The organism is Bacillus cereus group sp. RP43, assembly GCF_040459645.1.
Taxonomy (GTDB): Bacteria; Bacillota; Bacilli; order Bacillales; family Bacillaceae_G; genus Bacillus_A; species Bacillus_A mycoides_C.
Genome location: NZ_JARVHQ010000002.1, coordinates 134,424 through 147,853, shown reverse-complemented (window position 1 = coordinate 147,853; position 13,430 = coordinate 134,424). Strand labels below are relative to the sequence as shown.

The following is a 13,430-nucleotide window of genomic DNA, read 5'->3' as shown; positions in this document are numbered from 1 at the left end:
AAAGGACGTTCACCATGATATTTAAACTCTCTATTTCAGGGCTAAAAAGTAAGCTAAAAGATTATATTGTCTTACTAGTTGGTCTTGTTATGTCAATTTCAATTTTTTACATGTTTCAAACGCTAGCATTAAATAAAGCATTTGTTGAAGCAAATACTACTATTCGGTCAATTGCGCCTGTTTTTCAAACAGGTTCAGCTCTATTAGCAATCATTACATTCTTCTATGTTCTATATGCAAATTCTTTTTTGATGTCTCTTCGACAAAAAGAATTTGGGATGTATATGATGTTAGGTGCAAAAAAACATAAGGTTACATTACTTATGTTTCTGGAAACGATTATTATTGGCGCAGTATCCTTAGTAATTGGAATTACAGTAGGAATAGGACTTTCACAAGGGATTGGTAAACTCCTCATGAAGCAACTAGATTTTACTGCGAGTGGTTACCAAGGGTTTTATGTACCATCGATGTTAGTTACTTGTATGTTCTTCTTGGTATTATTTGTGTTATCTGCCATTATGAATAGTTTGAAATTATCACGTATCTCCGTTCTGCAACTTGTACATGCAGATGCTTCAGCAGAACGTACAATGATTAGAGGTAAGTGGACCGGGATTGTTTCATTTTTAGCTATTATTTTATTAGGAATTGGATATGCTTCAATGATTTATATGAATAAGTTAAAAGAACAGGGTCCTATGATTGCGATGCTTACAACTACAGCGGGAACGTATATGTTATTTAATTCTGTCCTTCCGCTTATTATTAAAAAATTAAAAACTAATAAAAAGCGTAGTGAGAAAGGTCTTAATGCTTTTACATTTGCTCAATTAAACTTTCGTATTAATAGTTTAACAAAGGTGCTCGCAACAGTAGCAATGTTAGTAGCACTTGGTGCGGGGGCGATTTCAGGTGGGATGGCTTTCAAAAATAACGTAATTCAATCGACGGATCAACTTGAAATATACGATACAGTCATTCATAATCCAACAGCAGAAGAAAAGAATATTCTAGATGGTATTACATTTAAAGAAAAGAATGAATATCACTATAAAGTTGATGGCAAATATGTTTACTACTTGAAAGAAGATCTAGAGAAAAACCGTCCACTTATGCAAGCTGTAACAGAAAAAAAAGATAGAGGGAAAGTAAAACGAGTTTCTGAAAATCTTCCTGTAGGAGCACTTTCAAAATATGGTGAGGAGAATATGGAGGATACAAATATTATCCCAGAAGAGTGGGATGACGCTTTACGCTCTCTTCAACCAACCTATTTAAATTACATGGAAAAAGTAAAAAAAATAATAGATCAAAAAATGTACGATGGCATACAAGAAAAAGAAAACATTGTTGTAATTGGAAAAACTGAGGATTTTGTAACATATTTAGATAAATGGAAAAAAATTGACGAGTTGCAACTAGTTAAATATAAAAATGTCACAGCTGAAGATATCTTCAGCAAATATCAAATATACACTATGATTTACGCCAGTGCCAGCGGAACAGTATTTATGGGTTTCTTCTTAGGTATTGCTTTCCTTGCGATGATGGCAAGCTGCTTAATGTTTAAGATTCTTTCTGGTGCATCAAAAGATATTGTACGCTACGAAATGCTTCGAAAAATTGGAGTCCGTCATGAATTATTAGCAAAATCCATTTATAAAGAGCTATTTTTAGTCTTTTTATTTCCAGGGATAGTAGGTATAATTCATGTATTATTGGGTATGAAGATTTTTGGTTTCATCTTAATTGACCCATATTTCCGTATTTGGTTACCAATCTTGATTTTCGTAGTTATCTATTCGATTTATTACTTTATTACAGTTCAATTATATAAAAGAATTGTTCTTCCTGAAAAAGTAATTAGAATGTGATGTTTTACTGTAAATGCTTTATATTTAATTATTCGAAAAAATCATTTGCGACAGATGATTTAATCCATACACTAAGATTCTTAAGAGATTCAATATAAATAAAAATAGTAGCATGAGCTGATTGTTTAGCTTGAGCTACTATTTTTATTTGGTTCTTAAAAGACGATATACCTTTTTAGGTTCTGGTGCAAAAATAGAATAAAAGATAATAAAGCGCATAGACTCCTAACGGAATCGTATCTTATGCCGCAAGCCCAAACAATTGATGGATGAATTCTTTCTGATTTTGGACAGACTGGTCCCGTAAATCAACCTGTTCTTTTTTAATCATATGCATGACTTCTACTCCAGAAAGAATGGATGTAGCTGTGTCAAAACATTTGAACCCTAGCATAGAACGAATTCGCTTCTTTATAAAACGATGATCTTGTTCTACTATGTTATTCAAGTACTTTTGTGGTCTAAGTCGCATACCACCAGGTATGCTTTTTTCTTTTTTCAACTGTTCAATTGCTATAGGATAAGCTGGATTTTTATCGACTGTTATAACACGAGGTTTTGAAACATGAAAAGACTGCAAGGCCTTCCTGAAAAAGCGCTTTGCAGCCTTCTGGTCTCTTGTTTTGCTTAGGTAAAAATCGATTGTATTTCCTTTTGAATCAACAGCACGATACAGGTACATCCATTGGCCTTTTACTTTGATATATGTTTCATCGACTCTCCAGGAATCATTTGTTTGTTTAAGGTGACGTCGGATTCGTTTGTCCAATTCAGGACCGTACTGATGAACCCAACGCATAATCGTAGTATGAGAAATAGATAAGCCCCATTCCTCCATCATTTCCACTAAATCACGAAAACTGAGGTTGTACCGTTAACAAAATAATATCAGGCTGATAATGTTTCCATTTGAATACATTTTCCTTTTCCATACCAATCACGCACCTTCTTTAGATTAGTAGTATCAGTATGTCCAAGATTTGTAGATTTATTGCAATTTCCCTGAAGTTTTTGCACCAGAACCCATAAAAAATCGCCATCCTTTCCTATGATTCTACAGAAAGAATAGCGCATTTTTTCATTTTGGGGGAGAACTTTGTTTTATTAGTTTGATAGCGATTGAGTAGCACCACAGCGTTTAAGAGCACATCTGTATAACAGTGACTCATTAGATATTCTATATTTCTGCTAAACAAGACTCCTAAAAATCAGTGCGTTTATAAATTCTCACCGTTAAGAAGTAAGAACCGATAAATATAAGAATGGTAACGATTGAAACAAGTATAATGAGTTGATTAATAGTAAATTGTGTAGTCACGCTATATGCAAGGTCAGTAATATTTACATATGCCTCAATTGTTCTCCATAAAACAACAAATACGGGAAAAATAATGCTGACAGCGGCTATCAAATATTTATTGGTAAAGCGATAGAAAAATGGTAAGTAGAGAGATGTAAACAACATTGCAGTAAGAATACTAATCACAATTTCCTGTGGAGTTGCAATTTGAACATAAGTGGGAGATACAAACTGAATTATCGCTTGAATCGATAAAGAAAATGACACCACTATAAGCATAAAAATCATTGTACCTATATATTTTGACATAATAATTGAATTTCTACTATAAGGAAGGCTGTTAATAAACTTGTGACTATTATTCTTTGCGTCATAATAATGTAGATTTATCACATAAGAGCCAACTGGTAAAACGACCATTAAGTAAAAGCTTCCAAATGTCATAATAAAAAAGCATATGATAATCAAATACAATAATATAATTAATTTTTGCAATCGAAAGTCCTTTAATATTAAATTATACATATTGAATATTCCCCTTTTTTGTATAGTACATAATATCTTCTAATGTCGCTTCTTCAATTAAAAAATCATTCCCTAGTTTAGTATGTGTATGGAGTGCATTACTTGTAAGTGCTTCAAATCCAATGTTTGTTTCACGAATCCCAATCAATTGTTCCCTGATTTTTGGTGTAAGTAAAGCTGTATCCCCTTTTACAATTGCATATTCTTCAGAAATACTATGCATATCTTTTTCGAACACAATTTCTCCATTATGAATAAATACAATATAATCAGCTATACGGTCTAAATCCGTTGTAATGTGCGTAGAAAAAAAGATTGTTTTATCTTGATCGACCATTAAATCATAAAGAATGTCTAAAATTTCTCTTCGAAATACAGGGTCAAGCCCAGAAGTCGGTTCATCCATAATAATAAATTCGGCATGGTGTGAAAGTGCAAACGCTAGGGAAGTCTTCATTTTCATCCCTTTAGACATCTTTTTCATTTTTATGTTAGTCGGTAACTCAAAGTTTCGTATGTAGGATTGAAAGCGATTTTCATCCCATTTTTTATAAGCTGGAGCAATAAATTTTTTTAGTTGATGAACTGTCATATCTTCATAAAAGATATTGTCATCATATACGAATCCAATACGTTCTTTAATAGAAACTTGATCCTTTTGATAATCCTTACCAAAAACTTTGATATCTCCACTATCCTTACTAATAAGATCCATAATTAGTTTAATTGTTGTACTTTTTCCTGAGCCATTTCCGCCAACAAATCCCGTTACAAACCCCTTTTTTATGTTGAACGATACATTTTTTAAAGAAAATCCATTATATGTTTTTGAAACATTTTTCAGTTCTACAATGTTTTCCACTTCTATTCCTCCTCATAAATACGATGAATAATCTGTATTAACTCATCCTTAAATAAATGATTAGCCTTACTCTCTCGAACGATTATACTGAACTTTTCACGTATTGGATCACTTGGTTCATCTACTTGTTGCTTTTTTGTTTCTTTTGCAACAAAGGAGCCTTTCCCCACTATAGAGTAGATGTAACCTGCTTTTTCAAGTTCTTCGTATGCTCTTTTTGAAGTAATAACACTTACCTTCAAGTCTCTAGCTAATGAACGCATGGAAGGTAATGCATCATCTTCTTTCAATGTCCCATTTGATACTTGTAATATAATTTGGTCAATGATTTGTTGATAAATAGGAGACTTAGACTTATTAGATAGTAAGATTCTCATGATTCAACTCCTTGCGTCTTAAATGCTTATGAACACATTATACACACTATGCACAATATATACAATATATACATTTTGACGATGTTAATTTTTCATATAGGATACCGTCACATTGATAAAAAGACGTTATCCTTTCCTATGATTTCTCAGAAAGAATAACGTCTTTTTCATTTTAGGGGGTATTTTGTCTTGTTAGCTTGATAGCGATGTGGCTGAACCCCTAAACGTACAATTTTCTTTTTTCGGTCGTGTCGGGCCTTATAGCATTTAGGTAATCAGCTATTCGTTAATCGTGAGGCAGATATTTTTAGCTAAAAAACCAATAATAGAAATATAATACAGATTACGAACCGTTTTACACGTATCTCGGCTGAATCTCAGAATCACATATTGTTATGACTACTGCTATTCTTCTCTAATTACATCTATAACGTTATCCCTCTTAATTTTCCGAAGCGGAATTAGTACCGATACATAACTAATCAACAGTGCAGTTATAAATGTGATAAAGCTAGATTGATAAGGAATAATCCATTCAAACGACACCGTATTTGACAGTGCTACATAAAGAATATACGACAGCATACAGCCGAAAAAGATCCCTTGTATGCTTCCAAAGAAACCGTACAGGAGTCCTTCATATATAACCATCTTTTTCAAATCCTTTTGCGACATACCAATCGATTTTAAAGCAGCTAATTCTTTTCTTCTCATAATGATGCTGACTGTAATGGTATTTAAAATATTTACACAACCAATTAGTGTAATAACAGCTATAAATCCGTACCCTAATATTTTTATATAAAGTATATTGTCTTTATGGAAATTACTATGAACAATATTATTTTTTACATCTATAGATGCATCTCCACCGAGTTTCTTTTGTATATCTAAAATTGTAGCATCAGCCTGAGATTGATTCCGTAAATCAATTTCAAAACCTGTTAATTTTTGTGGAGATGGTGTAATATATTCGGCTATTTGTTCACTAGTAATAAAAGTTATGGTATCCATCACTCTGCTCATATTAAAAATATCCAATTCTACAATTGCAGCTATTTTTAAAGTTTCTAGTTTTTCTTCATTGTAGGAGATTTCCTCTGTAGATTTTCTTTCCTGCTGACTTGTTATTTGGATTTCATCCCCTACCTGAAAAGTGCTTAGAGAACCTATATATTTTTTACTTGTATTCATATCATTTGATGCAGCTTGTTTTACTAAAATAACCTCTTTTTCACGATTTAATTTTGAAATATCAATTCTTCCACTAGTTACATTTTCAGCTAGTTTCTTTAAACTATTCTCATCATATGCTTTTATTTGTGTTTTCATAATTTCTACAGTTTGATTATTATATTGTACTTTTTGATACAGCGATTCATTTCCTTGTAATTCTTTAATTTGTTTATTTTTTGGTACTTTCGTATAAAAATCATTTGCCTGATATTGCTTGTACAGATTCTCTACGTTATTAACTTTATAAATATTTCGACTCATACGATCTATGCTAGGCCTGTCTAAATTCGAATTAACCGTAACTGATATGTCCGACTTTAGAGCTTGAATTTCCGGTTGTTTACGCTGAATGACAGTATCTATGAGAAACGTAAACGTGATATACAGTACACTACTTATAATAATAGACAAGATTGTAACTGTATATCTATTGGGATTCCTTTGGATATTTTTTAATGCCATACTTAACGGAAAAGATAGTGGTTTCTTTAGCTTTGTTCCCTTTTTTTTCTTTATTTTATCTTTTTTTATGGCTAATCGGCTACTTACGGCCAGTAACGGTGAAATTCTACCTGCAAAAAAAGCAGGAAAATAGCTTGAAATATAGACAGTTATCAATGTGATTAAAGAACTTACACATATAATTAACCAATCTAATTTAATTGTATATCCCATAGAGTTTTTAAGTACGTTTATCAGTACTTGATTAAGTAAAAAGACTACTAATATACTGCACAAAATCCCAAAAAAGATAGCAATAATAGAAAGAAATGTTGCTTCTCTTATCACAATTTTTCTAATTTGTTTTTTGGTAGCTCCTATACTTCTCAATAACCCAAACTGTTTCATTCGCTCTACTATACTAATTTGAAATGCATTGTAAATAATAACAATCGTAGAAATCACAACAATCCCAATACTAATAGCGGCTGCCACCATGATCTCCACATTAGGCTTTAAAGCTCTCTTTAATTCGACATTCACTTTGATATTTTCTTTATTCGTCAATAATTTAAATTGATTTTCAACTTCATCAAAGTTTGCGTACTTATGGAATTCAATCAATACGCTACCTTCTCCAACTTTAAACTTATTTTTATATGTCAATAATTGACCTGTTTTATTTTCCTGAGTACTACTAGACTTATTTAGCAAACCAACAAGTTTATATTTTTTTTCATGAATAGTAAACATACCGCCTAATTTAAGATTGGGCCCGAAGTAAGGTAGCATCCATTTTTCCAAAACAGCCTCGTTTTCATTTGAAGGTAGCTTACCTTGTACAAGAATATCAGAATTCAACAGCTTTAATGCTTGTTGATCTGCATACATATAAGAGACAGCTATCTCATCAACATGGAGCGTCTCTCCTGGAGTTATGATGCCATAAGAAGATATATTCGGATTACTTTTTATCATATTGAAAAGCTTTTGATTATAATTTTCAACTGAAATATTTGCGGAACCCATAGGACCTTTTTTAGCATTTTCAATTCCCGAAGTGTATCCGCTATTAAAAAACAGTCCAATCGTTGTTATTAGCGCCAATGCTAGAATAATACCTGTTAATGTTAGCAGTGTACGTTTTATATTACTTCTGAGATATTTTTGACTTAACTGTTTGTAACTACGAATCAATACTCCTCCCCTCCACATTTTGCTTGATTTTGCACTAATTGTTTATCTGAAATAATCATGCCATCTGCAATGGTTATAATTCGATCAGAGTTTGATGCGATAGCAGGGTCATGGGTAATTAAAATCACCGTCTGATTATATTTTTTAGCCGTTACTTTTAATAAATTCAGAACTTCTTTTGTATTTTTTGTATCTAGATTTCCGGTTGGTTCATCCGCTAAGATAATATCCGGTTTATTTATAAGAGATCTACCAATAGATACCCTTTGTTGTTGACCACCCGATAATTCAGAAGGCAAATGATCTCGTCTTTCATTTAACCCTAGAGTTCGTATAATTTCATCCAGGTAATGATCATCTACCTGTTCCTCGTCCAATAGAGCTGGCAAAGCAATATTTTCTTGTACATTCAATACAGGAATCAAATTAAAAAACTGAAATATAAAGCCAACTTTTCTTCGGCGAAAAATAGAAAGTTCATTATCTTTATAATTGTAGATATTTTCACCTCCTATAAACACATTTCCTGAACTCGGACGATCCAGACCTCCTAAAATATGCAATAACGTACTTTTACCAGAACCTGACGCTCCAACTATGGTTACGAATTCTCCCCTATGAATGGAAAGATTAATTCCTTTTAACGCCTGTACTTGCGTTTCTCCCTCTCCATATGTTTTTACTACATTTTCTAATCTAACAACCTCCATACAACCCATCCTTTTCACAGATTAATTTTGAATCTCTACAAAATAGATTTTATCCCTATCGTAGTCACCATTCTCGTCTTTCACTTCATACACTTTTGAAATGTTTTCAACCACCTTTTTTACCTTGTTTTTATTTTTATAATCAAAATTTTCTTTTACAAACTGAATTAACGAAAGGCTTACTTCTTTTTCTTTTAATTGTTTATATGTTTCCTCATTAACAATTACTATCGGTGATGAAAAATAACCAATCCAATTATTTTGTTCAATATGTTGAACAGGTATCATTTGTCCATTTAAATTTAAATTCCCATCCTTTATTTCCTCATCTTCTACATTTTTCCTATAAAATAAGTTTTTTTCACTTGCTAATTCTTTTATTTCTTTTACCGGGGCTGAAGTCATTGAACTGTCTTCTTTTGATAAGGGCGTTCTTACAATTCCTTTTTTTAAGAATTTTTCAGCTGTAGATTTTGTAATTACCGCATATTGTTTCTTTCTAACAGATGATTTATCAAGTTCCTTGTCCATCTCTTCTTCAGTCATATTTTCTTCTTTTTCTTTCCATTCTTTCTTAATCTCTTCTTTCTGTTCGGTAGTGAGTTCTTGTTTTATTAATTCTGTGACCAATTTATAACTATAATCTGCTGTTTGTACGTTTTGATCTTTATACAGATTTTTAACAGCTGATATATTTTCTTTCGTTCCCGATACCATGATACCGTTTACTGGTTGTGAGGGACCATTTATATAACGATTTACAGCAAACCCTATACCTATAAAAATTGCTGTTACTACTAGAAATCCTATTATCTTTTTCATTTTCTTCCTCCTCATATACTATGTTTAATCTGGGATTAGAACAGTAGGTTTTTTCTTTATATAAACAGTGGCTAAAATGCTACAAGTCTTAATAAAGAATGATTACCTTCAGTATAGACGTCTTTAATTGCTAATTGAATAACTCCTGTCTTACTATATATACTTTAATCTTACAGTTTAGTAAGATTACTAAATCTAACTTTTTATATACTCGTAACTCTGATCAAGATATATTTTAAAATTTTACAATTAAATGGCTTTTATACACTTATTTAAGTACACACATACTTTTCAAATTCTCGAAAATCCACTGCCATTCAGCTCTTATTCTCAATAATCTGTTTTTTAAAATTCATATACATAATTAATGCGAATCCAATTTTTATTTAACATTTTTGTATAAGATAACTTAAATAAAACATTACTGATTTTATCATTTTAGCCAAGAAGACTCCTTCCTCAAGGAACGCTTAGTGAGTAGGTGGGAGATGAATTGGCTTCGGACAAGGGATGGCAGGAAGCCATCTTAATTGTTCGACATACATAAACTGTTACTTCACTACCTATCGAATGTATGTTTGTTGTATAATAGAAACATACCGAAATGGAGGTGAAATGAATGATGATTAATAAAGCATATAAATTTCGTATCTATCCAAATAAAGCACAAGCAACCCTAATCAATAAAACGATTGGCTGTTCTCGTTTTGTATTCAATCATTTCCTATCTCTATGGGATAATGCATACAAAGAAACAGGGAAAGGTTTGACATATGGTACATGCTCTGCCAAACTCCCTGCCATGAAGAAAGAGTTTGTTTGGCTAAAAGAAGTGGATAGTATCGCTATTCAGTCGTCTGTTCGCAACCTTGCGGATGCTTATACACGCCTTTTCAAAAAACAAAACAATGCCCCGCGTTTCAAATCTAAGAAGAACAACGTACAATCTTATACCACAAAACAAACAAATGAAAACATTGCCGTTGTAGGAAACAAAATAAAATTGCCAAAATTAGGTCTTGTTCGATTTGCCAAAAGTCGTGAAGTAACAGGACGTATTTTAAATGCTACAGTTAGACGGAACCCTTCTGGCAGATACTTTGTGTCATTGTTAGTTGAAACAGAAGTGCAAGAACTTCCGAAAACAAACTCTTACATTGGAATGGATGTGGGACTAAAAGATTTCGCCATTTTGTCAGATGGAACTACCTATAAAAATCCGAAGTTTTTTCGATCATTAGAAGAGAAGTTGGCAAAAGCACAGCGTGTTCTTTCTAGAAGAATGAAAGGATCTTCTCGCTGGAATAAACAACGAGTAAAAGTAGCTAGAATTCATGAATACATGACGAATACTAGAAAAGATTACTTGGACAAAATCTCGACTGAAATCATCAAAAACCACGATGTTATCGGTATAGAGGATTTGCAAGTATCGAATATGTTAAAGAATCATAAGTTAGCAAAAGCAATTAGTGAGGTATCATGGTCTCAGTTTCGAACTATGTTGGAATATAAGGCAAAATGGTACGGCAAACAAATCATTGTTGTATCGAAAACATTTGCTTCAAGCCAATTATGTTCTTGTTGTGGATATCAAAACAAAGACGTTAAAAATCTAAACCTACGTAAATGGGACTGCCCTTCTTGTCGTACACACCATGATAGGGATATTAACGCAAGTATCAATCTAAAGAATGAAGCGATAAGGCTTCTAACCGCAAGGACTGTGGAGATAGCCTAATAAATTAGAGTTCGATAGAACTCTTTACTTAGGAATCCCCCTCTTCTAAACGAAGTGAAAGTGGGGGTAGTTCAAAAAGACGTACAAATTCAACAGGACTCTATTACAAGGTTTTTTAAAATATAAGCAAGAATATGTATGAATTACGTAAATATTATGCTTTAAGTAATTGTTGTATCTAATTATGTGCTGAAAAGCTGAAAGCCGATTTGGGTATTATGCTTATACTCAGAAAAGCCTCTAAAAGTCCATTTCCATACTAAACTATTTTAAATTAGCCAATCAACGTGTAAAATAACTGTCATAATCTAAGACAAATGAGGAGAGAGACTGTGAATAAATTATTATTCGTTGAAGACGATAACGATCTAGGAATGGCTATTGAGTTTACTCTAAAAGGAGAAGGACTTGAGGTTATAAGAGTTTCTACTGTACAAGATGCAAAAGAGCAATACGAAAATAATAAATTTGATTTAGCTATATTGGATGTTGGACTCCCAGATGGAAATGGGTATGATTTATGTACCTATCTTAAAAGAAAAGGTGATATACCTATTATTTTTCTCACAGCACTAGATGAGGAGGCAAATGTAGTAATGGGCCTTGAAATTGGTGGAGATGATTATATAACAAAACCCTTCAGGGTAAAAGAGCTATTATCTAGAGTAAAGGTACAATTAAGAAAAAAAATTAAAACAGCTTCTAATACTATATTGAGGTCTGGAAATATACAGCTTGAAGTTGAAGCGGCCAGAGCTTTTAAGCATGAGAAAAGTATAAATTTAACGCATTTAGAATACAAACTCTTATTAACGTTAATGCTAAATCCTCATAAAGTATTACAAAGAAATGAGATATTGAAAAAAATAGCAGATGAAAGTGAAGTGTTTTTCGATGAAAATACTCTTTCTGTTTATGTAAAAAGATTAAGAAGTAAAATTGAGGATACTCCACAAAACCCTAACTGCATAATCACACAAAGAGGTCTCGGATATTATTGGAATAAAGACGTCAGTAAGGAGTAATTTAATGATAAATCGAGAAATAAAAATTAATATACTTACATTAGCATTAATCTCTTTTTTATTTATTATATATCAAGTTATAACAGTTCACATTCTATATGACCATTTAAAAAATGATTATATTACTATTTGGAGTGAAATTACCGGGAAACTTATTGCACAAAACCCAGAAAATGAATACGAAATAATACAAGCACTTACAAATGATACAGCGAATAAAAAAGATTATTCCAGTGATGGAGAAATGCTATTAAATCAATATGGTCTATCTGCTGAATTGGATTCAAGACTTTTTCCTTATTTAAATAAACATATATCCCAAAACAATATATACATGCTCCTTGGAGTAATAGGGTTCAGTTTAATCCTAATTTTTCTAAATTACTTACAATATAAATCTTTTTTCTTAAAAATTAGAAATGTAACAGCTGCAGCGAATAAAATTATTGAAGGTGATTACACCATTGATATCAAGGAAAATAGAGAAGGAGATTTAGCTAAACTTGCTAATTCTTTTCATAAACTGAAAAATGTTATTAGAAAAAGTATGCATAATTTATTGGAAGAGAAACAATTTTTAATTCAAACTTTACAAGATATTTCTCATCAACTTAAAACACCACTCTCAACACTAACAGTGAACAACGATATCTTATTACAAGGTAAATTAAATGAACAGCAACATCATTTTTTACACAATAATGATGTTCAAATTTCAAGAATCAGCTTTTTAATACATAATTTATTAAAAGTTTCAAAAATAGATGCTAGGGCAATACTATTTGAAAAAGAAAACTCTGATATTATTGATACAATTTATGAGGTCATTGCTAGTTTGAACAGTAAATTAAATAAAAAAAATATGAACATACATTTAAAAACCAATGAAAAAATATCACTTTTCCATGACAGTATTTGGATGCAAGAAGCTTTATTAAATATTTTAAAGAATTCTATTGAACATTCAAATGAGAAAGGGTCCATTTATATTGAAGTCACAAACTCTCCTATTCATACTGAAATTATAATTCAAGATTTTGGTGAAGGTATTGCATCAGAAGATTTGCCATATATATTCGATAGATTTTACAAAACAAAAAATTCTAATAAAGAAGGGTCCATTGGAATTGGCTTAGCACTAGCAAAATCAATTATCGAAGCTCATCATGGATTTATTAAAGTAGAAAGCCAAAAACACTCATTCACAAAATTCACAATAACTTTTATGAAGTATTAATAGTTCTTGAACTACCCCCACTTTCACTTCGTTTAGAAGTGAGAGATTCCTAAGTAAAGAGTTCTATCGAACTCTAATTT

10 protein-coding genes and 1 pseudogene are annotated in these 13,430 nt (G+C 31.7%); 4 read left to right on the top strand and 7 right to left on the bottom strand.

The window, feature by feature from the left end:
- The first annotated feature begins 14 nt into the window (after window positions 1-14).
- Window positions 15-1,877: an FtsX-like permease family protein gene (locus tag QCI75_RS27455; RefSeq protein ID WP_353761696.1), complete on the top strand. Its 1,863-nt coding sequence runs from the start codon at window positions 15-17 to the stop codon at window positions 1,875-1,877.
- Between the two features lie 241 nt (window positions 1,878-2,118).
- Here the strand turns inward: QCI75_RS27455 and QCI75_RS27450 are convergent.
- The 7 genes and pseudogenes from QCI75_RS27450 to QCI75_RS27420 form a co-directional block, all read right to left on the bottom strand.
- Window positions 2,119-2,809 (bottom strand): annotated as a pseudogene (locus QCI75_RS27450) (IS6 family transposase).
- Window positions 2,810-3,078: 269 nt separating this feature from the next.
- Entirely contained in the window at window positions 3,079-3,702 is a 624-nt protein-coding gene (locus QCI75_RS27445; protein WP_353761694.1) for an ABC-2 transporter permease, read from the bottom strand.
- A complete protein-coding gene (locus QCI75_RS27440) occupies window positions 3,695-4,564 on the bottom strand; it encodes an ABC transporter ATP-binding protein (protein ID WP_353761693.1) in 870 nt (289 codons plus the stop codon). The genes QCI75_RS27445 and QCI75_RS27440 overlap by 8 nt, the downstream gene beginning before the upstream one ends.
- A 2-nt stretch (window positions 4,565-4,566) precedes the next feature.
- On the bottom strand, window positions 4,567-4,941 hold the full coding sequence (locus tag QCI75_RS27435) for a GntR family transcriptional regulator (protein ID WP_353761691.1): 375 nt from the start codon (window positions 4,939-4,941) through the stop codon (window positions 4,567-4,569).
- A gap of 405 nt (window positions 4,942-5,346) precedes the next feature.
- Window positions 5,347-7,815, bottom strand: a complete 2,469-nt coding sequence (locus QCI75_RS27430) for an ABC transporter permease (RefSeq protein WP_353761690.1) — start codon at window positions 7,813-7,815, stop codon at window positions 5,347-5,349.
- Window positions 7,812-8,525 carry an ABC transporter ATP-binding protein gene (locus QCI75_RS27425; protein WP_098271549.1) on the bottom strand — a complete coding sequence of 238 codons (714 nt, stop codon included), beginning with the start codon at window positions 8,523-8,525 and terminating at the stop codon, window positions 7,812-7,814. The genes QCI75_RS27430 and QCI75_RS27425 overlap by 4 nt, the downstream gene beginning before the upstream one ends.
- 21 nt (window positions 8,526-8,546) lie before the next feature.
- Entirely contained in the window at window positions 8,547-9,347 is an 801-nt protein-coding gene (locus tag QCI75_RS27420; protein WP_353761689.1) for a lipoprotein BA_5634 family protein, read from the bottom strand.
- Window positions 9,348-9,966: 619 nt separating this feature from the next.
- Between QCI75_RS27420 and tnpB the strand changes: the two genes are divergently transcribed.
- The 3 genes from tnpB (at window position 9,967) to QCI75_RS27405 (ending at window position 13,350) form a co-directional block, all read left to right on the top strand.
- Window positions 9,967-11,088 carry an IS200/IS605 family element RNA-guided endonuclease TnpB gene (gene tnpB, locus QCI75_RS27415; protein ID WP_353761688.1) on the top strand — a complete coding sequence of 374 codons (1,122 nt, stop codon included), beginning with the start codon at window positions 9,967-9,969 and terminating at the stop codon, window positions 11,086-11,088.
- Window positions 11,089-11,420: 332 nt separating this feature from the next.
- Window positions 11,421-12,113 (top strand): response regulator transcription factor, encoded by a 693-nt coding sequence (locus QCI75_RS27410; RefSeq protein ID WP_353761686.1) that lies wholly within the window; start codon window positions 11,421-11,423, stop codon window positions 12,111-12,113.
- Window positions 12,114-12,117: 4 nt separating this feature from the next.
- The gene (locus QCI75_RS27405) at window positions 12,118-13,350 is read left to right on the top strand and encodes a sensor histidine kinase (RefSeq protein WP_353761685.1); all 1,233 of its coding nucleotides are present in this window, start codon (window positions 12,118-12,120) and stop codon (window positions 13,348-13,350) included.
- Window positions 13,351-13,430: the final 80 nt, after the last annotated feature.